We start from the raw sequence: 24214 nt of genomic DNA on the forward strand, positions 1-24214 counted from the left end.
AAACAACAACCTATCTTCAACCCACCCTCTTCTATGCTCATAGCTTTGCCCTGAGTAATTGTCCACGCCACACAAAAATGAACGGCGTACACAACGACTCACACAATGATAATAAGGGGTATCTGACAAACTAACTTGAGATTTGCGGGACTGGGGCATCATTGAATCCTTTCAAATAATTAACCCTAAAAGCCTAGTTCAACTATTAAAAACATCCAAATTTATCTTGGGTGTCCAGGTGAGTTTATAAGTCAGAGAAATGTTGGTAAAATGACCAATTATTTCCACTTTTGTTAAAATGTTTGCTATCAGCAAGCTCTAAGTCAAGGCATACATTAAATGTTAAGTGCAATACGGGTACAGCACTTAGATCAACTTTCATTATCGGCTCGAGTTCACTACACCTGCCCATTGTTGCATATAAGCTCGCCCATACCGTAAAGACATCTAGTAGGTCACTTTTCAGGCTGGACACTTGCGTGTTGTATGACTCTAACTCAGCCAGTAGCCTCAGTTTTTCTTTTAAGTCATCGGTGAGCATTGAATCAAGTTTTTGTGAATACCGATCAACCATTTCAAACACGTTTTTTCGGGACGCTTCCCTTTGTTGATATACCCCAAAATCTCTTTGATGCAAAAATTGCTTTACCAAAATTAAAAGGGTGAAGAGAGCAAATAACGGTGCATATAGCCCTCCAATAGCACTGCCCATATGAGCCCAATCCTCATTGCTCTCCCAAACACCAAAGCCAAACTTATATGCATAAGCCAAAATCGGAGCTAAAAAACTCACTACAGCAATCAGGGTGAGTAACAGCTTGCGATAATTAACCATGTTCACTGAACCTCTGACTTATAACGCCCGACTCAACTGCGTAGCAAGCTGGCGCTTGTTATACAATTATTTGCTTGTCGAACAGTTGCTCAATGATTTCAGGGCTCTTTTCTATAGCCCATTTCCAGTCCCCTAGTGTTGGCGCATCGCCATCCCACCATTCCGCGTAAAAAGTGATATTTCTAAGCTTTTCTAGATCTGTTTTTTCACTATCAGTGATTTTATTTTCTTCATGGCACATGATTATAAGTTTAGAAAGGCTTGGAGATACACCTAAACCATGATCAGGCTTTAAGACTATAAGCCCTTTTCTCATTAGCATTCTTGCTAACACTAACTTTAGCCAATCATTGGTTTCAACAGATTTAAATAAAGTCTCTAATGATTTGTGATCAATACTTTCTCCATGAACTGCATGCTTGATGGTTTTATTTACATTTTGTTTTAATTTTTCTAGCTCAAGTCCCTTAGATCCAAATTTAATACTTGAAGCATCTTTCCAAACAAATATTAAAAATGGGATTAATAATAATAAAATTAAATTGAAATCTAACGGAGACGTTACGCAAGGGTCAAAAGCCGCATATATATGAAAACCAGCTACGGCTGCAATAATTAGAATATAAATAATTTTCACGATCTATCAATTTCCTTTTGCATAACAATATTAATATCCGGAAAAATTTCATGTTTAAACACGGAATTTTTCCGCCTTTCTACATACCCCATTTCTACCATAATCCCTAACCTATTGTACAGGTTAACTTTATTACCACCTATTCATTCAGCCAATGGAGAAATACGGAATTTTTCCTAGATCTTGCTGTTATGCGGAGTTGTAATCAAAACTGGATAAACCATTAGCACAAATAGAATTTAAAAATGCCGCAGCCGATGCTTTTGATTTTATCGCGACTCCAAGTTCACCGAGCAACGCAGTCAAATAGAAGGTAAATGACAGGGATGTCATTTAAGCAATGCCTTGTAGGGAACAAATCATTGCGGCTTTTATTTGGCAAGTCGCGTAGGTATTAGAACTTGGCCGGAGCGCGGCCCTTTTTGCTTACTTTTTGCGGCTGTTGGTAAAAAGTAAGTTGAGCCTCAGGGATGAGGTTTGAAACCCGCAATGGATTGCGGTGAACGAAGTGAATAATCTCAATAAGCAAAGCAGATAAACGAGCTACAGATCCTAAGCGTGATAAGTGATGTGCAATAGCATTGAGTCTATAACAACGCTTTCGAACTTTGAGACCCATTGAGCTTATATGTTACTAAGTGATTTGGGCGAAAAGTGAGAGTAAGGCAGTTATAGGCTCAAGGATGAAGCACATCATACTACTTGCCCAGCTACCCAACCACTGCTCCACGCCCATTGAAAATTAAAGCCGCCTAGCCAACCGGTTACGTCCATCACTTCGCCTACAAAATATAGGCCTTTAACCTTTTTGGCTTCCATGGTTTTTGATGAAAGTTCGTCTGTGTCTACGCCACCTAGTGTCACTTCAGCGGTGCGATAACCTTCGGTGCCATTGGGTTTAAGTTGCCACTGATGAAAAGCAAGGGCAGCTTGTTCAAGTTGTTTGCCTTGATATTGTTTTAGTGGCTTGTTTTCAACCCCTAGGTACGGCAGGGCCGCTTGTACATAACGTTTGGGGTAGTGGCTTGAGAGTGCGGTACTGAGTTGTACATCAGGCTGGTTTTGCTGTGCTTTTTGCAGTTCTGCGAGTAGGTCGCCATTAGGAAACAAATCAAACTCAACACTTTGCCCCGGCTCCCAAAATGAGGATATTTGTAGCACGGCTGGGCCACTTAAGCCTCTGTGTGTAAAGAGAATATTTTCATTAAATGAGGTGTTAATGCAACTGGCGCTGGCGTCTAACGAAATACCACTTAGCTCGGCGAGAACTTTTTTATCTTGTTCGTGCAAGGTAAAAGGCACTAGCCCTGCCCGCGTGGGTAACACCTTTAAACCAAATTGCTCTGCTATTTGGTAACCATAGGGGCTGGCCCCTAGTTTGGGCATAGATAAACCGCCTGTTGCCACCACTAATGATTCGCTTTGAAACTGACCTTTAGCGGTATTCAGCTCAAACCCTGCTTCTGATTTCTGAACCGATAGAATTTCACACTGATTGGTAATGGTTACCCCTGCTTTTTCGCACTCGGCCAGCAGCATATTCAAGATGTCTTTAGCGCTGTCATCGCAAAAAAGTTGCCCTAGGGTTTTCTCGTGATAGGCAATGCCGTGCTCGCAAACTAACCCTATAAAATCCCATTGGGTATAGCGACTTAGGGCTGATTTACAAAAGTGGGGGTTGTTAGATAAAAAGTTTTCGTGACTGGCGTACATGTTAGTAAAATTACAGCGGCCACCGCCCGACATCAGAATTTTACCTCCTAAGCGCTTGGCGTGGTCTAGCACGGTTACACTGCGCCCACGCTTAGCAGCCTCAATGGCACAAAACAATCCAGCCGCACCGGCCCCTATTACGATTACATCTACGTTTTTCAAAAGATTACTCACCCTATCCTCAAGGCTGAGATTATAAAGTATCTATAAGGGTTGCAGGTAGTTAAATTAGTTTAGCCTTACAGCCAACCATTTTGATGGGCTATTCTGGCTGCTTCCACACGATTTTTAGCATGTAATTTACTCGATGCCGATGACAAATAGTTGCGCACTGTACCGGTAGATAAAAATAGCTTTTCGGCAATTTTTTCGGTGCTCAATCCATCTTTTGCTAAGCGCAGCGCATGCCGCTCTTTGTCTGATAGCGGGTCTTTTTCCATCCAAGATTCAACCATCAGTTCTGGCGCAATAGCCGTGCCCCCTTGATACACTTTTTGAATGGCGTCGATCAAATCTTGAGAAGGCGAGTCTTTTAACAGGTACCCTTTTACCCCTGCATCCATGGCACGGCGTAAGTACCCACTTCTGGCAAAGGTAGTCAGAATAATAGTTTTGCAATTTGCTTGGGTATCATGAAGTTGTTGTGCCAATTCTAAGCCTGTCATATCTGGCATTTCAATATCGGTGAGAACTATGTCTACCTTTTCAGACTCTGGCGATTGCACATAATCAAAGGCTTGTTTACCGTTAGCACAGCTTTGTACCACATGCAGGTTATCTTCTAAGTCTAAGATAGTGGCCAGTGCATTGAGTAACATGGTTTGGTCTTCAGCCAGTAATATATTGATGGTTTTCATCTTGATTAGTCCTTATCAACCACAGGTAAACTAACCTGGGTTAGTGTGCCCTCTACCCCTGCCCCACTTTGAATAGTGAAAGAGCCATTTAAATATTGAATGCGTTCGGTAATACCTTTAAGGCCATTGCCATGAATTTGAGTACTGTCGATACCCACACCATTATCTTGCATACTCAGTATTATTTTACCGTTTTGCTGCATGATATTAGCCGTGACAGAATCGGCTTTAGCGTGTTTGATGATGTTAGTCACTAACTCTCGCAGCACTATAGCTAACTCTTTATTGGCAGCTAAATCTAATTCAATATGCTGCTCATCTATGTTTTCAAACTCATAGTCAAATTTAATATTTAGACTAGCGAATACATTTTTTGCATTGGCTAGTTCACTGAGTAAGTCACTGGTGCGGTAACCCGATACCACCTCTCGTACCTGGCTTAAAGCATTGCGAGATATCTCTTCGAGTTGCTTTATTTCACTGCGGGCTTTTTCAAGGTCTTTATCTAGTAACCGCCCTGCCAAATCTGCTTTAAGGGTAATCACCGAAAACGTATGACCAATTAAGTCATGTAAGTCACGGGCGATACGCTCACGCTCTGCTACTTTGGCTAGGCGCTGGGTTTCTTTACGTGACAAAATAAGCGCTTGCTTGTTTTCGTGTAAGGCATATTGATAAATATTTAATAAACCAATAATTAACGAAAATACCAAGGCAGGCAGAATAAAGTACAGCTCAAAGCTAAATACCCAGCTTATTGAGGCAATCCAAATCAAGATAGCAACGAGTACACCTAGGGCATACTTTATGGGCTTTAAGCGACTACAAAATGCGGCGGCATAAATAAACAAGGTACTAGCAGTGGCGGTAATTAGTGCTGAAAGGCTAGCTATCAGAATGATAGCCACAATATGATAGATAACCGTTTGGCCTTTCACCCAAAAGGCATGAAAATACAATGCTAAGAACGCAAAAGTTGCCACCAACACCCAAACAAAATCCATCGGGTGTTGATGCAAAAAAGCAACAGGTACAAAAAATAGCGGCAAATAAATCAGCCATACATAGGGAGAGCTTTGCTCATTGAGGTTTCGGGGCAACAACCAACCGTCTATTTTTTGCAATAATCGCTTCATCACATTCACTCTAACATTTATAAAATTGCTGTTCTAAAGCCTTCAATTAGTTCGCTTTTTTACGAGATGCTAAAACAGCAAACACATAAAATATACCACTAAACAGCCCCAAAATAAGTATGTGATTGGCAACCGAACCACCCGCATCTAATCCCACTACTTTTAAAGCAAGCTGCGACAAATGATAAGGCGGTAAAAACTCAGCAAAAGACTGTAAAAACTCTGGCAGCATAGCAATAGGTATCCACAAACCAGATAAAAACGACATAGGTAAGTACACCATATTAATTACCACAGGTGCGCTTTCAGCTTTTAAAGACAAGCCCAATGTTAGTCCTAACAAACAAAAGGGTAAGCCACCTAACACTAAGATTACAGACAACACACCTACTTGCGATAAGGTTAAGCTGATATCGGTAAGGCTTGCAGCTAGCCCTCCTAAACTTAACAAGATCAGTATAGAAAACCCCATAGATACGAAAAGACGACTGATAACTTGTGCCCCACCCGGCATAGGTGATGCCGATTTAATGTCTAACCAACCTTGCCCTCTTTCTATGGCCAAACCCGCTCCAAACGAAAATAACGCAGGCCCCATTACACCAAATACCCCGTAGGTACATAATAAGTAAGTAGCGGCCTGAGGGTTATAACCATTCATCAACACCCCAAAAAACACATAAAACAACCCAGGAAATGTAACAGCAGGCAAAGCAAACGCAGGGTTACGGATAGATTTCAGCCATTCGTACTTAGTTTCTTGCCAATATACGTTTACGTGTTTGTTGAACGTCATTGTTTGATCATGATTGATATGTGATCCCATTGTTTCTCTCCTTAAATTTCAATTATTAGCTAAGTTGTTTAAAGGCTTCTTCTAGGCCAGCGCGCTCTACCGTAACGTCTTCTAAATTAGGGTATGCGGCGAGTATCCCTTGCAAGCATTGGCTGGCATTACTGGTTTGAACTTCAATATATTTACCGCTTTTAGCGCAGCTCACTACACCATCAAACCCATCGAAGGCAGCGGCGTCTAAATCTGTACAAAAACGTATGGTGGTATGATTAACACTGGCTTTTATTGCTTCGCTGCTACCTCTTTTCACGACCTTGCCATCTTTTAACAATAAAATTTCATCTGCTAGGCTGTCAGCTTCTTGTAAATAATGGGTGGTAAGGACAATAGAGGTCCCTGTGCTTTTAAGATCACGAATGGCCTGCCACATGCTTTGCCTAGACTCGATATCCATTCCTACACTTGGCTCATCTAAAAATAACAATTTAGGGTTACCACAAATACTTAACGCAAACAGTAAGCGCTGTTTTTCACCACCAGACAGCTTTTTAGAATACCTGTTTTGCATCTTTTCTAAGCCTGCGTAAGCAAGTACTTTTTCATAGGGCATAGGGTTAGGGTAATAACATTGAAACAGGCGAATATGTTCTTTAATTTTTAAGGTTTCGGGTAAATTAGCCACTTGCAACATAGCGCCAGTTAAACGCTTAGCTTCTAAAGAACCTGCTTTAGCATTAAACAAACTGACATCACCCGAGTCATGATTAAGACGCCCCAATAGAATATTAATTAGGGTTGTCTTACCCGCTCCGTTCGCGCCAAGTATGGCAAGAACCTGACCCGAGCAGATCTCAAGGTCTACATTCGACAATGCAGATTTGCCTTTGAAAGCTTTGGTTAACCCTTTAGCAAAGGCAATCATATTTTGTTGGGCCATGTGTGCACTCCGTTTTACTGTAATTAAGTCGCTGTAAATGATGGGGACACTATGAATCAAGCAAGAGCAGCTAGGCAGAGCCAAGTGTCATCAATTCAATATGACAAATGTCATGTTATGCAAAAAACCTACAATTAAATGTCACAGTTTTTAAACTCGCCGTGCCTTAGAGATGTTGATTACATTCTTAAAAGGAACACACAATGTTTAAAATGACTAAAGCTAAAAAGTCAGAGGTTTTACTAAGGTTTGTGGCTGTGTTTATAGCCACTGTTATTTTTCAAATAGCGGTGAATTCAAAAGCTTTCGCTGGCGAGCAAATTGCGTCTCATAATCAATTTAGAGTTGAAGTTTCAGGCGCTGGTCGACCTATTATTTTAATTCCGGGTTTAATGTCTGACAGCCGCATTTGGGATTCATTAGCCAGCTCTCTGTCCACACACTATGAACTACATAAGATTAGCGTGGCAGGTTTTGCGGCAACACCCGCGGTTACTGAGCCCTCTATTACAGAGCTTAAAACCCAACTTTTATCTTATATCCACCAACGTAGACTCCATAAACCTATCATAATTGGCCATAGCTTAGGCGGGTTTATGGGCTTGTGGTTGGCATCAAGTGCACCTAAAGCAATAGGCCCAGTGATTTCGGTAGATGGCCTACCTTTTATTGGCCCAATATTTACTCGCAGCAACGACACAACAGTGCAAAGCCTAGCGGCTCAAGCCCAGCAAATTAAACAAATGTATTCGAATATGTCGCTGCAACAGCTTATCGAACAGTCTCGTTATAGCCTGTCAGTACAAGCCAGCACAGATGCAGCAAAAGCTAAGGTAATGGCTATGATAGAAACCTCTGACCCCACTACCTCAGGCTATGCGATTCACAGTTTAATGAGTCATGACTTACGCCAAGATATTGCCAACATCACCTCACCTGTTTTATTGTTAGGCGCATCAGGAGGGTTTGACTCTGACTCACAAAAAACCATGGTAGAAACCTTGTACAAACAACAGTTAAGTCATTTACCACATGCTCAATTGACGATGAATACTCAGGCTCGGCATTTTATTATGTTTGATGATCCACTATGGCTTAACCAACAAGTTATTCAATTTTTAGGGGCGCAACTATGAATGCCACTATTAGCCCAGCTTTAGATAATAAACAACAAGATTTAAATCATGACATAAGCCTTGCGCAAGGTGGCGATCAACAAGCTTTCTCTCGTTTAATTAAGCACACTCAAAACCTTGTATCTAGCATTGCATTATCCATAGTGAAAGATTTAGATAATAGCGAAGACGTTACCCAACAAGTTTACATAGGTGCATGGCAAAATATTACAGAACTAAAAAATGGCGACAGCTTTTTACCTTGGTTAAGGCAAATGACCCGCTACAAAGCTCTTAATTTTCTTCGCGATAATAAGGTACGTCAAAAAATTGAGGGTGAAGAAGCCGACCAAATACTCGCGCAATTTTGTGATCCCAAATTAGCCATAGATGACAATATACAGCGCACCCAATCCAACCTGATAATACAGAACTTTATAGACAAGCTACCCGATGAAAGCCGCGAACTAGTGTTGCTTTACTATCGTGAAGAGCAATCTAGCCAGCAAGTGGCTAGGCTTTTAGAGTTGAGTGAAGCGAATGTGCGTAAAAAACTGTCTCGTGTTAGGCAATTACTGCAAAAACAAATAATGGGCAAGTATGGGCGCTTACTACTGAGTACCGCTCCTGCTGCTGGGTTAAGTGGCTTAATTTTAGGAGCCATTACAACCAGTAGCCCAGTGGCGGCAGCAACTATTAGCTCGGTAAGTGCCAGTTCAAAAACTGGGGTGCTACAAAAAATTGGGCTACTTTTGGGTGGCTCTATGATAGGTGCTTTTTTTGCGATTATTGCGATTCGTTTGAGTACTAAGCCGTTATTAAAGAAAGCCACAAGTGATGAGGCTAAACAGCAAATTTTAAGTTATAGGCGCAACATAACCATTTGGATTATCTTTAGCGCGGTTTTACTTACTATAGGGTATGAATTTACAACAGGTTGGTGGGGACCTGTCTCAGCATTTAGCATTTTTGCAGCGGGTATCTTATTTCACACTAACAAAATGCAGACATTAATAGCACAACAAACACTAGCGGAGCCTAGTATAGATACCAAAGAAATATCCCATCAAAAGTTTCAAGCCTTATGTGGTTTTTGGGGGAAATATTTGGGGTTATTGTCAGGTTTCTCTGGGTTAATTTATGGCTTGGTATCTAGTGGCAGATTATCCTTTTAAAAAAGGGTGTTTGCATATGCTAATCGCCAATGTAGGCTAGTCACAAAAAAATAAACGAGATAAATATGATAGAAACTTTCACCGCTGCAGATAATAAGCCGCGCTGTGAATGGTGCGCAGCCTCACAACTTTATATTGATTACCACGACAACGAATGGGGTTACCCTGTTGTTGATGATCAACGCCTATTTGAAAAAATTTGTTTAGAGGGGTTTCAGTCGGGGTTAAGTTGGTTAACCATCTTAGTTAAGCGTGAAAACTTTAGAGCTGCTTTTGCAAATTTTGATTTTAATCAAGTGGCTACATTTACTGATGAAGATATTGAGCGCTTAGTATTAGATGCAGGCATAGTGCGTCATAGAGGTAAAATAACCGCCACTGTTAATAATGCAAAAAAAGCCCAACAGATAATCAAAGAATTTGGCTCTTTAGCTGCCTATTTTTGGCAATATGAACCTAAACGAGATGAATCAATAGAGCCAGAGGTATTGGCGACCTGCGACGAGTCCATTGCTTTATCAAAGGATCTTAAAAAGCGTGGCTGGAAATTTGTAGGGCCTACCACTATGTACGCGTTTATGCAGGCAATGGGCATGGTAAACGACCACGCACTCACTTGTATTGGCCATGCTAAATCCAAACAACTGCGAGAACAGCTTATACGACCTAAAACCTCATAGTTCTTGGAGTTTAGTCTTAGTAAGTTTACTAAATGCTACTACCCAAAAGTGAGTTAATTCATCTACTCGCTATTCAAACCATGTAAATACCTTGAATATGACAACGTTTAACAATTAACAAAATACTATCGGCATATAAAAAGCCGTTAGTGTTTTGATTGTTTTTTAAACGTTTATTCGTAAAATAAACAATGTTATGCCACAAGCCAAGCAACTGCAAAATATTGCAATATTTTTGTACTCAATTAGGTCTGTTAGGCAAATCACTCAAAAAATGAAACTGACATGTTGAAATTTCTCTTTTCGTCAATTTTTATACTTATTTTTACCTTCAATCTAAATGCTAAACCTAGCGTCCTTACTGATGGGCTAAACCATTTAGGTTTAACTGTTAGCAATTTAGAAAAAACAACCGCCTTTTTCACCGACACCCTTGGGTGGGAAATAAAAGGTGGGGATCCTGATTACCCAGCAACATTTGTGAGCGACGGAAGCATATTTTTGACACTATGGCAGACAAGATCACCACAAAAAACAGTGCCGTTTGATCGCAAAAATAATGTAGGGCTACATCATTTAGCGATAACTGTTATTAGTTTTGACGCCTTAAATGAATTACACGAACGCTTTAAAAATGTAGAAGGGGTTGTGATTGAGTTTGCACCCGAACTTGCATTCGGAGGGCCTGGTAAACATATGATGATTAGGGAGCCAAGCGGCAATCGTTTAGAGTTTATTCATAGACCATAAAGCACTGTTTGGGGCCTCTCAAAAGAACCACTAACCTTTATATGTGAATTAAATAAACATCGAAACGGTTTGCTTTTCCTGCCATTTCGATGTCAGGTTTTTTATTGGCTAAATAGGGGGCTCCTGCTGGGCGTTTTACGACCACGCGCTTTTTAGCCAATGCCAATGCCGGAGGTAATAGCAAATCAGCATCTTCATCTGGGCCTAATAATTGTTGAAACAAACGCATGTCTTTTTTAACCGCTGCACTTTTTTTACGATGAGGGAACATTGGGTCTAAATACACTACATCTGGTGTAACACCCTGCCATTTTGACAATAAATCTACAGCAACCCCATGATGTAATTGCATATGCTCTGGTAACCAAGCACTTAACTCTACATCTGCCTCAGCTCGATTTAACCCATCTTGCAACAGTGCAGCCACTATTGGTGAGCGTTCTATCATATCCACTTTGCACCCTAGGCTTGCTAATACAAAAGCGTCACGCCCAAGGCCAGCAGTGGCGTCTAAAACTCGCCATGTTTTTTGGCCTTTCAAACCCACAGCTTTAGCGACGGCTTCACCTCTTCCTCCGCCATGTTTACGTCTATGGGTGGCGGCATTAGACGCAAAGTCAACAATTACCGCTCCAACTTTAGGCTCATCGAGCTGTCTTAGTTCAAGGTGCGTTTGTTGCTGAAAAAGTGCTAAGCCTTTGTTTGCTGTTGTTTTAAAATCTAACCGCCATGTTTTAGCAATTTCTTGAGCTTGGGCAACTAAGGCCTCACATGCATCACTAGGTACGGTAACGGGTACACTGCGTTCTATTTGGAGTTTATGCATGACCAAAATGCTCTTTGTTGCCTAACCAGCGATTTATAATAGCTTGGGCGTTTGATGGGTATTGTTGCCACAAATGATCGGCAATGTTTTGGACCTGAGGGATGAGCTCGGCGTCGCGCATTAAATCTGCAATTTTCAAATCAGCAAGACCTGTTTGTTTAGTCCCTAATAACTCGCCAGGGCCGCGTATTTCTAAATCTTGCTGTGCGATATAAAAACCGTCGTTAGATTCTCTAAGTACGGCTAAACGTTTATTAGCGGTCTTAGACAATGGGCTTTGATACATCAGTACGCAATGACTTTCAACAGACCCTCGCCCTACCCTGCCACGTAGCTGGTGCAACTGTGCAAGCCCCAAACGCTCTGGGTTTTCAATAATCATTAAGCTAGCATTAGGTACATCTACGCCTACTTCGATGACTGTGGTTGCCACCAGTAAATCTAAGTCTCCTGCTTTGAACTCGTCCATAATGCTTTGTTTTTCATCAGACTTTAATCGGCCATGAACAAGACCCACTTTAAGCTCAGGTAACGCAGTTCGTAATAAAATAGCGGTGTCTTCAGCTGCTTGGCTTTGCAAAAATTCAGACTCATCTATTAAAGTACATACCCAGTAGGTTTGCCGGCCTTGCTCAACACTAACATCGCGCACTCGGTTAATGACCTCCTCACGGCGCGAATCTGGCAAGACGACGGTCTTAACAGGCGTACGCCCTGGTGGTAACTCATCAATGACCGAGGTATCTAGATCTGCATAGGCGGTCATGGCTAATGTTCTTGGGATGGGCGTAGCAGTCATAATTAGCTGATGGGGAAATGCGCCTTGAGACTCTCCTTTTTTACGTAGAGCTAAGCGCTGCCCTACACCAAACCGGTGTTGCTCATCCACAATCACTAACGCAAGTGACGAAAACTGCACAGTATCTTGAAAAATAGCATGGGTGCCTACCAGCATTTTGATTTCGTTATTGGCAAGTTGCGAAAGTACTTTTTCTCTAGCTTTGCCTTTCAACTTACCGGCAAGCCAACCTATTTCGATGCCTAAAGGTTCAAACCAATGCCTAAAGTTACTAGCATGTTGCTCGGCTAACAACTCAGTAGGCGCCATCAGCCCCACTTGATATCCAGCAGCGATTGCAGATAAAGCCGCTAAGGCTGCAACTAAAGTTTTACCAGAGCCGACATCACCTTGTACTAAGCGCATCATAGGCTGCTTCTGTTGCATGTCGTCTTGTATGTCAGTGGTAACTTTTAATTGTGCGTTAGTTGGCTTAAAGGGTAGGTTACCTAGAAATTGATTCAGTAAATTAGCTGCAGGCCAAATAGGGTAAGTGGCTTGTTGCTGACTTTGTTGACGCACCTTCAATACACTCAAATGGTGAGCAAGCAATTCTTCAACCACTAAGCGTTGTTGGGCTGGGTGTTTGCCTTCTTCTAACAAGCTTAAGGTCACATCGGGAGGAGGACGATGCACTAAATGTAAAGCCTCTATCAAACTGACTTGATGCTGATACAAGCCTTCTGGTAATAATTCAGCTAAACCACCTTTGTCTAATAATACCAGCGCCTGTTCAGACAAGCTTCTAAGAGTGAGTTGTTTAATGCCCTCTGTAGCTGGGTATACAGGAGTCAGTGAGGCTTGCATGGAGTCTGGCTTGTCTGCATCGATAGATTTATATTCGGGATGCATAATCTCTAGTCCAAACTTACCGGCTTTCACTTCACCAAAGCAGCGAATTGTAGTACCTACTTGCAGATTATTTTTTTGTGCCGCCGAAAAGTGGAAAAAACGTAAGGTCACTGTACCTGTACCATCACTTAGTCGAACCACCAACATACGCTTACGACCAAATTGAATATCACACGACATCACTTCACCTTGAATACTGGTATGTAAGTGAGGTTGTAAATCAGTGATAGGATAAATACGAGTACGATCTTCGTACCTGTGAGGCAAATGAAAAAGCAAATCTTGGACAGTGACGATCGACAATTTAGCAAGCTTCTCAGCCGCTTTGCTACCTACTCCCTTTAGCGTTGTAATTGGCTTTTGCGCTAACCCAAGCATGAAGAATACTTACTTAGCTCGTTATAAAAAAATAGCTGTTGGTTATTGAACAAAGAGAAAACCAGAATATTTAACAATTAATGACTAATACTCGGAGATTATTCTTTTATACGCAAGGTTTACCGAGCCGAAACATAGCGACTCGGTTATAAAATGATCTAAAGCGAGAGCTTAGCTGCCTGAAACAACAACTCTGGAGATAAACGCTCTTTATAATTTGGATTGACATAGCTAAATTTAACTACACCTTTTTGATCCAAAATAAAAACTGCTGGGGCGGGCAACACCGCTTTATCTGTGCGTTCTTCAATATTTAAATTAATATCCCACTTATTTTTGTACTTGCTACGAGTTTCATTAGGTACATAAAAACCTACTCCAAAGCCAGAAATAGCCTCTAGTTCTGGATCAGACAGCAACTGCACTGTAAATTGCGTTTGCAATTTTTGTTCTTGTAGCTGAGCTGGGGTTTCTGGAGAAATTGCTAAAATCTGATAGCCCAATTCATCTAGCTGTACTTCAATATCTTTTAAACCAGCTAACTGCCTTGTGCAATAAGGACACCAGCCCCCGCGATAAAATATCAAGACAGTAGGTTTTTGCATGGTAAATGCTTTTAAACTCACTGGGCTTCCATCCGCAGTCTGTAGTTTACTATTTGGTGTACTTTGCCCCACTAAAAGAGGGGTCACATCTTCAGCGTTGTCGGCAATGCGAGTTCGATCTAATGCGCTCACCTGTAAAGACAATAAACACAGCAATATTGGCATGGCCAAACGAGTATAAAACATAACAATTTTCCTTTTTTTCCAAACACGGATTGATAGACGATAAAGAACCAGAAAACTCAAATATAATTTCATTTGGTTTAATAGTTATTTAGGTCCATAGAGTATACGTTAACTACTATGCTGAAGTTGTTGCCACCATACTTCATCAGCTTCAATCACCCCCTCAGTATTAATATGAGGGTACGCTAAGCCCTTGCGGTCACAAATTTTTTTGAAATTTGGAAAGCCACCGGCGAATAACGTACGCTGGCAAGTTTCTTCATCCAATAGAGATTTTTCATACATACCAGCTAACTGCCGTTGGCGCTGAGCCTCATATAAAATGAGAGCGGCGGCCACTGACACATTTAACGATTGCACCATCCCCACCATAGGAATAATTATTTCTTTATCTGCAAAAGCTTTTGCTTTAGCACTCACACCAAGCTTTTCTTGGCCCAAAAGAATAGCCGTAGGCTGGGTGTAATCAATCTCCCGAAAGTCTACTGCAGCGGGGCTCAGATTGGTTACCAAGATTTGCATATTCTGCTGCTTTAAAACATCAACTGCACTATCAATATCCGCATGCACATGGGTTTCTACCCAGTGTTCGCTGCCCATAGCTGTAGCTTTTAACATAGCACTTTCTTTTAAACCTGAGGCACTTTGTGGGCTATCTGGATCTTGCGAGCAAACAGCATGAACTTTGTGTATTCCCACAGCATCACAACTACGCACAATCGCAGAGGCATTATGTGGTTTATAGAGTTGTTCTAAACATACCGTTAGGCTTGGTTGCCTTAAAGCGAGAAGCTGCCTAATACGGGCATACCTCTCAGGAGACATTCGTGAGTGTGAGGTCATGCAGATCTATTCATTTACTCATTATTTATTCGGGTAATTCCATCACACCGTCAATTTCTATTTGTACCGCTTTAGGCAATGCACTGATTTGAACTGCTGCCCTTGCTGGATAAGGTTGCTCAAAATACTGACTCATGATTTCGTTAACCATGGCAAACTTAGAGAGATCGATTAAAAATATATTCACCTTTGCAAGGTCATTTACTGTGCCACCAGCCGCTTCACATACAGCTTGAATATTCTTAAACACTTGATGAGCTTGCTCTTCAAAATCTTCCGAAATGATTTCCATAGTCTCTGGTACAAGGGGGATTTGCCCAGATAAATATACTGTAGTGCCGCTTTTGACTGCTTGGCTGTATGTACCGATCGCTTGCGGCGCCTTGTCTGTATGAATAACCGACTTAGACATGATAGTTTACCTTTTTAAAAATTAAGATTTATGGATGTTTTGTTTGTTAAGTTTTGCTTGGCTGTGTCTTGAAACTCTCTGCACCTCTGGCATAGTGCGTATTTTACGCATCACATTTGCTAATTGCAGACGGTTTTGGACCATTAATTCAATATCGATGTAATATACATTACTTTCTTTTTCTTCAGTTTGTAGGCTGACAATATTAGAACCGCAACGGGCGACTGTATTGGTTAATGTGGCCAATGTACCTTGATGATTGACTAACTCTACGCGCAGTGATGCATGGAACTCGCCTTTAACATCCTCATCCCATTTCATTATTAAAACACGGTGTGGCTCTTCTTTTGTGAGCTTACGAATATTACTACAGCCGTTTTGATGGATAGCTAGGCCTCTACCAGGGCTGAGGATAGCAACAATCTCATCATCAGGTATTGGGTGACAACAACGAGAGAAAGAAACCAATAACCCCTCAGTGCCTCGAATAGCAACCTTACCTTGCTTATCAAATTCTGTATTTTCCCCTAACAAACGTCTAGCAACAATCGCGCTAAGCTCATTACCTAAACCTATGTCACCTAACAACTCGTTAAAGTTATTATGCTTGGTTTCCAACACCACTCGATCAATGTCTTCTTTTGACACGTCATCTAATTTAATTCTACCTAATGCATGCCTCAGCAACCTATTACCCATCACCACGGCTTCTTCTGCGCGCTGATTTTTAAGGTAGTGTCGAATATTAGAACGCGCCCTTGCCGTAACGACAAAGTTCAACCAATTCGCATTGGGTTTAGCTCTTGGCGAGGTTATGATTTCAACAGTTTGACCATTTTCTAATGGTTTACTAAGTGAAAACGGTCGCCTTTCAACCTTGACCCCAACACAGCTATTTCCTACGTCAGAATGCACCTCATAAGCAAAATCAACAGCCGTGGCACCTAAAGGCAACTCAATGATCCGTCCGTCTGGAGAAAAGACATAAATTTCTTCTGGAAATAAATCCGTTTTAACATTTTCGATAAACTCAAAAGAAGAACTGGCACTTTGTTGTAATTCAATTAAAGACTGCATCCATTTGCGAGCACGCACTTGAGCTGTAGTACCAGAGTTATCAGTATCATCTTTATATAACCAATGGGCAGCAACACCTTTGTCGGCCATATGATCCATATTTTCGGTGCGAATTTGAATTTCAACAGGGATACCATGAGGACCAATCAAAGAGGTATGTAAAGACTGGTAGCCATTTAGCCTAGGAATGGCTATGTAATCTTTAAAGCGACCTTCAATGGGTTTATACAAACCATGCATAGCACCTAGTGCTCGATAGCAATGATCAACCGACTCAACCACTACCCTAAAAGCGTAAATGTCCATGACTTCATTGAACATCAACTCTTTGTTTTTCATTTTGCGATAAATAGAATAAAGGTGTTTCTCTCGCCCGCTAACTATGGTTTCAATCTGAAAGTCTTCTAAGCGAGACTCAACTTCTTTACGGGTATTTTCAATAATTTCTTTACGATTACCTCTAGCCTGTTTAACCGCTCCCATTAATGCTCTATGCCTTAAGGGATACATGGCTTGAAAGCCTAAGTCTTCGAGTTCATTTTTAATAGCATGAATACCCAACCTGTGAGCTATAGGCGCATAAATATCGAGAGTTTCACGGGCAATTCGGCGACGTTTATCAGGACGCAAAGAGCCCAGTGTTCGCATATTATGTGTTCGGTCGGCTAACTTAATCAAAATAACACGAATATCTTGCACCATAGCCATCATCATTTTTCGGAAGTTTTCGGCTTGGGCTTCTAGCTTATTGCTAAAGTGGATTTTATCTAACTTGCTGACCCCCTCAACCAACTCACCTACCGTCAGGCCGAACTGCTCACTGAGGTCGTCTTTGCTATGATGGGTGTCTTCAATTACATCATGTAATAACGCAGCCATGAGGGTTTCATGGTCAAGGCGCATATCTGCTAAAATACCAGCAACCGCTACAGGATGAGTGATGTAGGGGTCACCACTAGAACGCATTTGGCCACTGTGAGCATCTCTAGCTACAACAAACGCACGTTGAGTATCCGCAACCTTTTCGGGCGGCAAATAAGATTCGAGCTTTTGTTTAAGACCCTCAAAGAGATACACAGCTAATACTTTCTATTAATGGATGAATAATCTAAGAATACGGGTAATTTCGGGGGATGCCAACGGCAATAATTAAAATTTTCAGAAATGTCTGAAAAAGCCAAAAATACTTACCCCAAGTTGTACGCGAAACATACAATGAGGTAAGTACCTAACAATAACATTTTAATATTTGTCAGCCCTGTATTTTAAAGCAGGCAAACAATCAAAAAATTTTATTGCTCTGCAAGAATATTAGTTACTGAATCAAACTCTGCTTGGTCTTGTGCTTGTTGATCACGTAAAGTATCTGCTTCTAATGTATCAGCAGTCACTAAACCTTCTTCAATTTCACGCAAGGCAACAACTGTAGGCTTATCAGTGCCACGTGCTACCATAGGCTCTTTACCTTCAATAGCAATTTGGCGAGCACGACGAGCAGCCACTAATACTAAATCAAATCTGTTGCCAACTTTATCTACTGCGTCTTCAACTGTTACGCGGGCCATGATGATCTCCGTCGATGGTAATATATAAAAAAAGGTCGCGTAGTGTACTGGCTAATGCGACAGTTTTAAAGCTATTTGATCGAGTATTGTCTATTTATCCGTCAATAAATTATCAAATAAGCTCTGATAACGAATAATTTGCTTCTCTTTTCGCAAGCGCCTAGTGATCACTATGGCATCTAATTCATTTAAAGCAGCCTCAAAATCATCATTCACCACTATAAAATCAAACTCATGATAATGGGATATTTCTGATACAGCTTTTGTCATTCGCTCAGCAATAACCTCTGCAGAGTCTTGCCCTCTTTGTGTTAACCGTCTTTTTAATTCTTCTTTTGAGGGAGGAGCAACAAAGATAGTAGCCGTATCAGGGATTTGTGCTTTGACTTGCCTAGCGCCTTGCCAATCAATATCTAAAAACACATCAATGCCTTTAGCTAGGGTCTGTTCAATAACCACTCTAGAGGTACCATAATAGTTACCGAATACCTCAGCCCATTCAAAAAATGCATTTTCAGCAATTAAGGCTTCGAACTCAGTATGGTTAACAAAATGATAATGCACCCCATCAACTTCACCTGGTCTAGGTGCCCGAGTTGTATGGGATACCGATACCTGCATGGCATTATTATGCACACCTGTAGTTTGATGTTTTTCTAATAGGGCTTTGATAAGGCTAGATTTACCGGCCCCTGAAGGCGCAGCAAGAATAAATAGATTTCCGAGAGTTTGAGGCATTTTTATCTTTTAGCTATTAAATGTTATGTCGCAGTTAGTTGGCAATGTTAGCATAGTCTGTATCAAGGGCCGAGTACCCAAATTCAATTAGCCAAAACAGGTAACGATATGAATGACAGCCAATATCATCAAATGACCGACGACTTACTTATAGACATTGAAGAAATGTTAGATGAATGCGAAGTGGATATTGATTATGAATCAGCAGGCAGTATTCTCACTATGACATTTATAAATGGCACAAAAATTATCATTAATAAGCAACCACCATTACAACAATTGTGGATGGCGACTAAATTCAATGGGCATCATTTTAATTTTCAAAATGAGCAGTGGATAGACGAGCGCACCGGTGTTGAATTTTGGTCATTCTTAGATGAAGCCATATCTAAGCAAGCAGAAACAACAGTTAATCTCAGAAAATAATAAGAGCCTTAAATATGAGTCAAGAATTGTTACCGTACGTTGAAGTTAATCCTACCCAAGCACCTAAAGCCACAGTCATTTGGTTACACGGCTTAGGGGATTCAGGAAATGGCTTTGCGCCAATTGTACCCGAATTAAACATGCCAGAAGATTTGGCTATTCGATTTGTTTTCCCCCATGCGCCAACTCGCCCAATCACTATTAATGGTGGCATGGCCATGCGCGCATGGTATGACATAGCAAGCATGGACTTTAATAACAGGGCCGATAGCAAAGGCGTGAGAGAGTCAGCCGCTCAGGTTGAAGCCCTCATTGAAGCTGAAATAAGTAATGGTATACCTGCGAGTAAGATTGTTTTGGCGGGTTTTTCACAAGGTGGTGTAATCGCAGCTCACTTAGGCACTCGATATAAAAACTCTCTAGCAGGCATAATGATGTTATCTACTTATATGAGTGAGCCAAATACATTAGCCGCTGAAGCAAGTGATGCTAACAAAGCGACGCCTATCTTTGTAGCCCATGGAACTCAAGATGAAGTCGTCCCTATTATGATGGGGAAAAGTGCAGTTAAGGTATTAGAAAGTAACGGTTATTCCACTTCGTGGCATGAATATGCAATGCCTCACAGTGTTTGCAAGCAAGAGATAGACGACATATCAATTTGGTTACAGCAAAGACTAAACTAAGTACCACTCACCATTTTTATAAATTTTATAAGGGCTGATTTTATCTCAACTATATTGAAGCTATCCGTAGCTTCGATAAGTTGCAGAGCAAAATCAGTTAAAGGCTTAGATTGATATTTTTCGGCCACTTCTAATAACTCATTAGCAAATTTAGCGATGTCACTTAAGTTATTACGTTGCTTGAGCTGCTCACACCTAGCTAAAAATGTATTGTTGAGCTCAAGTAACAATTCATCACTAAATCCAAGCTCGCATTCAAGTTTTGGCCCTAATGGGCTGTAGCTATAACTTAAATGTTTTTGCAGTTCAGCTATTAATTCTTGTTTTAAAACGGGTTTACGTAAGTATCCAATAAAGTTTTCTCTTCGTTGACGTTCATAATCATCACGCATGACTGATGCTGTTAACGCCACGACTGGAAGCGCTGGATGCGATAGTTTTATCTGATTCGCTGCTTTATATCCATCCATAACTGGCATGCGAATGTCCATAAGAACCAAGTCGAAGTGGTGTTCATGACTCATATCTAGCGCTTGTTGACCATTAACAGCTTGCATACACTCGATATTTAAACCCTTGAAAATTTCGATTAACAAATTTCTGTTATCTGCAATATCATCAACCACTAAGATTCGAGCACCATTAAATACAATATCTGCAGGTGCAGTTTGCGCTACTTCTGATGCAGGGCTCTCATCGACTGCCATAATATCGACAGACTTCAAATAAATCGAAAAACAAGAGCCTTGATTGGGCTGGCTAGTAACAGATATTTTACCCCCCATAAGCTCTATCAAACGTTTACTGATGGTTAAACCAAGCCCAGTTCCCCCATACTCCCTAACACTTTGCCCCTCGTGTTGCTGAAAGCTCTCAAAAATATGCTCCAGCATATTAGACTCAATACCAATACCTGTGTCTTCGACATCAATCCGTAAATCTAACTTGCTATGAATGTCATTTTCGTTCTCTGCAGCCACTCTCAAGGTTACACTTCCAGACTCTGTAAATTTTACTGCATTACCTACAAGGTTAAACAACACTTGCCTAATTCGTGTTGAGTCCAGTAATAGGGCATGAGGTATCCTTTTGTCTATGTCCAACAAAAAATCTAACCCTTTAGTGCGTACACTCATTGTAAAAACGTTACCGATTTCATCAAAAATATTGTGAGGGTTACACGCCTCTTTAGAGATATTAAGCTTGCCTGCTTCAATCTTTGACAAATCTAAAATATCATTTATCAGCAGTAGTAAAGAATTTCCGGCCGACCTAATCGTTGAAACAAAAGATTTGAGTTTAGAATCTTGGAGCTGTTCATGTAACAACTCGGTAAAGCCAATAATCGCATTCATTGGGGTACGAATTTCATGGCTCATATTGGCCAAAAATTCTGACTTTGCTTTATTTGCAGATTCAGCATGGTTTTTTGCTTGCTGAAGATCTCTTTCCATAGAGACTCTTTCATTTAAGTTAACAATAATGTGTAACCAAGCATCTTCATTGTGGTATTGAATCGCATTTATGGATAGCTGCCCCTCAATGGTTTGACCATCTAACGTTGTGATTTGAGTTTGCTTATCAAACGTATCTTGGTTTTTGCCTTGATAAAAGCGAGCACCAGAAATAGAGCTAATGTTATCTGTTGGCAAAGCAAGGGATTGAATAGCATTTTCATTAGCCATAACAAGCATGTTTGTTGTCGCATCTACCACATACACAATAACCGGAATATTATTGATAACTACAGATAGATTACGCTCACTTTGCTTTAACGATAACTCAGTCATTGCCCTGAGGCAGACTTCCTTTTTTAAGCGCCGATTCCAAAAAAACACTATTGAAATAATCAATATTGCCACCACAACCACTGCTAGAATAAGCTTGTAATCTGTTTTAACTAAAAACTCTTTATCACCCCAACGGTCCAAAATTTGCTGTTTCTCGACCGTATTCACACTTGCCAATACTTTATTTAATATTGGGACTAACGGGGCTAAGTTTGGGTGTACTACAAAGCTAAGTTCTAAGTTGTATTCAGTTTTCCCAACCACTTGTAAGCTTGTATAGCCATTTTCTGCTATTAAATAGTTAACCTGAGCTAGCGGCCCAATAAAAACATCGGTTTTCCCTAAATATAGGGCCTCTAATCCCGCTTTTGCTGACTGCATTAATTCAAACTGATTATTGGGATACCGTTCTATTAAGGCTGCTGTACTTGCATAATCGTCTATTAGACTAATCCTACGATCCAACACATTATCAACGTTATCTACATATTGATGTTCATTTCGCATCACAATAACAAACGGACTTTGGATGAAACTGTCAGTAAATAATAAATGTTGGTAAGGTCGATATGTGCGGGCAGCGATACCGATATTAATGTCATTTGATAACATTAAAGCTGAGCTTTCTTTCCAGCTATTTGTCATAACCTGCGTGAAGTCAATATTCAGTGTTTTCGCGACGATATTATAATACTCAGGCAACATACCTTGGTGCTGACCATTTTCGTCGATAGACTCAAACGGCATCCAGTTAGGATCAGCAACATACACAAGATTATCATGCTCAAGCAGCCAAGCCTGCTCTGACTTTGTCAGCTCTATCCGAGGTTTGTTTTTTGAATGTCGTTCAATACCCCACTTATCGATGAGTCTATTAAACTTATCCCCTCTTATTTGAAGTAAAGCCTGATTAATAATGCCAACCAAAGGTTGGTAGTCGTCTCTAACTGCTATATGTAAAGACGCAGAAGGTAAATTAGGAAGAGATTTAAAGGGAACAACACTAGTTATATTTTGCTTATCCAACAAGTAAGCAATCACAGAATAAGAATCAAATAATACATCTGCCTTTTTATTTATAATAAAATCGATGGCTTGCATGGGAGAATCAACATAAACAAAACGTATGTTAGGGATTTGTTGGCGAATTTCATTCTCCATGGCAGCATCTCGCACAATTGCTAATCTTAAACCGTTGAACTGTTCAAAATCCGAAGCTTCAATGTCATCACGAATAAAAAAATAATTTAAGAGCTGAAAATAGGGTGACGAGAACAATAAATTTGGTAAGCGACTCGGTGTTTTAAAAACTGCGGCTAATAAATCATTGTCTTTCTCTTTAACACTAATTAATGCGTTTTCCCACACATCTGTATTAAAAGAAAACTGCAATCCAGTTAACTTACCTATTTCTTTCAATAAGTCATAGCTCAAACCGTCATACTGTTGCTGTCCATTTTGAAACTCAAAGGGTGCCCATGCATAATCACCTGCAACATTAATGACCGGATGTTCTTCAATCCACATTTTCTGTTGCTTTGTTAAATCTAACTCTGCGGATTGCTGCGGATTAAGTCGATTAAACCAGCTGTTTTGAATATCACGATGTTGTTTAGACGTGATCGCATCCAAGCCTTTTTGAATAATACTAGCGAGTTCAGGAGAAGCTTTACTTGATGCAATATGTAGTGGGTTTTTACCTAGATGACGAGCTGATTTAAAGGGCGTTATAGTGTTAATCCCTTCTCGCTCTAAGATGTACACAAGTGCGCCATAAGTATCAAATAGTAAATCAGCTTGATTCTCTAAAACCGCATCTATAGCCGCGGTCATAGTAGGTACTTCAATCAAAATAATACTTGGAAAATGCTGTTGAATAACTTGCTTGTGTGCAAAGCCAGATGGCATAGCTAAGCGCAAACCATCTAAATCATCCAATGAACTAGCCTCTAAATCTCTGCGAATAAAAAAATAATCTAACGCTTCAAAATAAGGGCGAGAGAAAAATAAGAACTCTTCTCTTTCGGGCGTTTTGTACGTGGCAGCTAAGATCTGTATTTTATTATTTTTCGCTTTATGCAGGTTAACTTGCCACTCATCAATCATGACACGGTAATTCAAGCCAGTATACTTACCGATAAGCTGTAAATAATCCCAAGCAATACCTTGATAATTGCCATGCTCATCAGTGAAGTCAAATGGAGCCCAATCAGGGCCTCCACCTACAATTACCTCAGGATGGTTTTGAATCCAAGTTTGCTCTGCTTGCGTTAACGGTACTTGCTTAACCGACTCTGCCCGAGCTTGTTGCCAAACAAGCCCTAAGAAACAAAGCAAACAAATCCAATAACGAAGGGCCAT

Annotated in this window: 23 protein-coding genes and 1 pseudogene; 6 read left to right on the top strand and 18 right to left on the bottom strand. The window is 40.7% G+C overall.

Features of this window, described 5'->3' with window-relative positions; translation table 11 throughout:
- The 9 genes and pseudogenes from ABJD71_RS16525 to ABJD71_RS16565 form a co-directional block, all read right to left on the bottom strand.
- Positions 1–159 (bottom strand): annotated as a pseudogene (locus ABJD71_RS16525) (transposase); the annotation flags it as partial.
- A gap of 85 nt (positions 160–244) precedes the next feature.
- Complete coding sequence (locus ABJD71_RS16530; RefSeq protein WP_348171990.1) at positions 245–835, bottom strand: hypothetical protein; 591 nt, start codon at positions 833–835, stop codon at positions 245–247.
- A 58-nt stretch (positions 836–893) separates the two neighbouring features.
- Positions 894–1472 (bottom strand): hypothetical protein, encoded by a 579-nt coding sequence (locus ABJD71_RS16535; RefSeq protein ID WP_348171993.1) that lies wholly within the window; start codon positions 1470–1472, stop codon positions 894–896.
- Positions 1473–1661: 189 nt separating this feature from the next.
- Complete coding sequence (locus ABJD71_RS16540; protein WP_348146827.1) at positions 1662–1805, bottom strand: hypothetical protein; 144 nt, start codon at positions 1803–1805, stop codon at positions 1662–1664.
- Between the two features lie 360 nt (positions 1806–2165).
- Positions 2166–3347: an NAD(P)/FAD-dependent oxidoreductase gene (locus tag ABJD71_RS16545; protein WP_348171996.1), complete on the bottom strand. Its 1182-nt coding sequence runs from the start codon at positions 3345–3347 to the stop codon at positions 2166–2168.
- 77 nt (positions 3348–3424) lie between these two features.
- Positions 3425–4042 (bottom strand): response regulator transcription factor, encoded by a 618-nt coding sequence (locus ABJD71_RS16550; RefSeq protein WP_348171999.1) that lies wholly within the window; start codon positions 4040–4042, stop codon positions 3425–3427.
- Between the two features lie 5 nt (positions 4043–4047).
- Positions 4048–5178, bottom strand: coding sequence for a sensor histidine kinase (locus ABJD71_RS16555; protein WP_348172657.1), 1131 nt, complete (start codon positions 5176–5178; stop codon positions 4048–4050).
- Between the two features lie 46 nt (positions 5179–5224).
- On the bottom strand, positions 5225–6004 hold the full coding sequence (locus ABJD71_RS16560; RefSeq protein WP_348172002.1) for an ABC transporter permease: 780 nt from the start codon (positions 6002–6004) through the stop codon (positions 5225–5227).
- Between the two features lie 25 nt (positions 6005–6029).
- Positions 6030–6911 carry an ABC transporter ATP-binding protein gene (locus ABJD71_RS16565; RefSeq protein ID WP_348172005.1) on the bottom strand — a complete coding sequence of 294 codons (882 nt, stop codon included), beginning with the start codon at positions 6909–6911 and terminating at the stop codon, positions 6030–6032.
- A 203-nt stretch (positions 6912–7114) separates the two neighbouring features.
- Here ABJD71_RS16565 and ABJD71_RS16570 point away from each other — a divergent pair, with 203 nt between their 5' ends.
- The 4 genes from ABJD71_RS16570 to ABJD71_RS16585 all read left to right on the top strand — a co-directional run bounded on the left by ABJD71_RS16570 (position 7115) and on the right by ABJD71_RS16585 (position 10631).
- Positions 7115–8047 carry an alpha/beta hydrolase gene (locus ABJD71_RS16570; RefSeq protein ID WP_348172007.1) on the top strand — a complete coding sequence of 311 codons (933 nt, stop codon included), beginning with the start codon at positions 7115–7117 and terminating at the stop codon, positions 8045–8047.
- The gene (locus ABJD71_RS16575) at positions 8044–9201 is read left to right on the top strand and encodes a sigma-70 family RNA polymerase sigma factor (protein WP_348172010.1); all 1158 of its coding nucleotides are present in this window, start codon (positions 8044–8046) and stop codon (positions 9199–9201) included. Before ABJD71_RS16570 ends, ABJD71_RS16575 begins: the two co-directional genes overlap by 4 nt.
- 65 nt (positions 9202–9266) lie before the next feature.
- Positions 9267–9881 (top strand): DNA-3-methyladenine glycosylase I, encoded by a 615-nt coding sequence (locus ABJD71_RS16580; protein ID WP_348172013.1) that lies wholly within the window; start codon positions 9267–9269, stop codon positions 9879–9881.
- Positions 9882–10166: 285 nt separating this feature from the next.
- The gene (locus ABJD71_RS16585; RefSeq protein WP_348172016.1) at positions 10167–10631 is read left to right on the top strand and encodes a VOC family protein; all 465 of its coding nucleotides are present in this window, start codon (positions 10167–10169) and stop codon (positions 10629–10631) included.
- A gap of 37 nt (positions 10632–10668) precedes the next feature.
- Here ABJD71_RS16585 and ABJD71_RS16590 read toward each other — a convergent pair whose 3' ends face one another.
- The 8 genes from ABJD71_RS16590 to gmk form a co-directional block, all read right to left on the bottom strand.
- Positions 10669–11457 carry a class I SAM-dependent methyltransferase gene (locus ABJD71_RS16590; protein ID WP_348172019.1) on the bottom strand — a complete coding sequence of 263 codons (789 nt, stop codon included), beginning with the start codon at positions 11455–11457 and terminating at the stop codon, positions 10669–10671.
- A complete protein-coding gene (gene recG, locus ABJD71_RS16595; protein WP_348172022.1) occupies positions 11450–13525 on the bottom strand; it encodes an ATP-dependent DNA helicase RecG in 2076 nt (691 codons plus the stop codon). The genes ABJD71_RS16590 and recG overlap by 8 nt, the downstream gene beginning before the upstream one ends.
- A 158-nt stretch (positions 13526–13683) precedes the next feature.
- Complete coding sequence (locus ABJD71_RS16600; RefSeq protein ID WP_348172025.1) at positions 13684–14316, bottom strand: peroxiredoxin-like family protein; 633 nt, start codon at positions 14314–14316, stop codon at positions 13684–13686.
- Positions 14317–14424: 108 nt separating this feature from the next.
- Entirely contained in the window at positions 14425–15141 is a 717-nt protein-coding gene (trmH, locus tag ABJD71_RS16605; RefSeq protein ID WP_348172660.1) for a tRNA (guanosine(18)-2'-O)-methyltransferase TrmH, read from the bottom strand.
- A 43-nt stretch (positions 15142–15184) separates the two neighbouring features.
- The gene (locus ABJD71_RS16610; RefSeq protein WP_348172028.1) at positions 15185–15571 is read right to left on the bottom strand and encodes a RidA family protein; all 387 of its coding nucleotides are present in this window, start codon (positions 15569–15571) and stop codon (positions 15185–15187) included.
- A gap of 21 nt (positions 15572–15592) precedes the next feature.
- Entirely contained in the window at positions 15593–17725 is a 2133-nt protein-coding gene (gene spoT, locus ABJD71_RS16615) for a bifunctional GTP diphosphokinase/guanosine-3',5'-bis pyrophosphate 3'-pyrophosphohydrolase (RefSeq protein WP_348172031.1), read from the bottom strand.
- Positions 17726–17940: 215 nt separating this feature from the next.
- Positions 17941–18213 (bottom strand): DNA-directed RNA polymerase subunit omega, encoded by a 273-nt coding sequence (gene rpoZ, locus ABJD71_RS16620; protein ID WP_348109945.1) that lies wholly within the window; start codon positions 18211–18213, stop codon positions 17941–17943.
- A 90-nt stretch (positions 18214–18303) separates the two neighbouring features.
- On the bottom strand, positions 18304–18951 hold the full coding sequence (gene gmk / locus ABJD71_RS16625; RefSeq protein WP_348172033.1) for a guanylate kinase: 648 nt from the start codon (positions 18949–18951) through the stop codon (positions 18304–18306).
- 108 nt (positions 18952–19059) lie between these two features.
- Here gmk and cyaY point away from each other — a divergent pair, with 108 nt between their 5' ends.
- Both cyaY and ABJD71_RS16635 read left to right on the top strand, forming a co-directional pair.
- Positions 19060–19377 (top strand): iron donor protein CyaY, encoded by a 318-nt coding sequence (gene cyaY / locus ABJD71_RS16630; protein WP_348172034.1) that lies wholly within the window; start codon positions 19060–19062, stop codon positions 19375–19377.
- Positions 19378–19391: 14 nt separating this feature from the next.
- Positions 19392–20063 carry a dienelactone hydrolase family protein gene (locus ABJD71_RS16635; RefSeq protein WP_348172036.1) on the top strand — a complete coding sequence of 224 codons (672 nt, stop codon included), beginning with the start codon at positions 19392–19394 and terminating at the stop codon, positions 20061–20063.
- Here the strand turns inward: ABJD71_RS16635 and ABJD71_RS16640 are convergent.
- Positions 20060–24214, bottom strand: coding sequence for a transporter substrate-binding domain-containing protein (locus ABJD71_RS16640; protein WP_348172038.1), 4155 nt, complete (start codon positions 24212–24214; stop codon positions 20060–20062). The two genes, ABJD71_RS16635 and ABJD71_RS16640, sit on opposite strands and share 4 nt — an antisense overlap.

It is taken from the genome of Paraglaciecola sp., from assembly GCF_039943935.1.
Classification (GTDB): domain Bacteria; phylum Pseudomonadota; class Gammaproteobacteria; order Enterobacterales; family Alteromonadaceae; genus Paraglaciecola.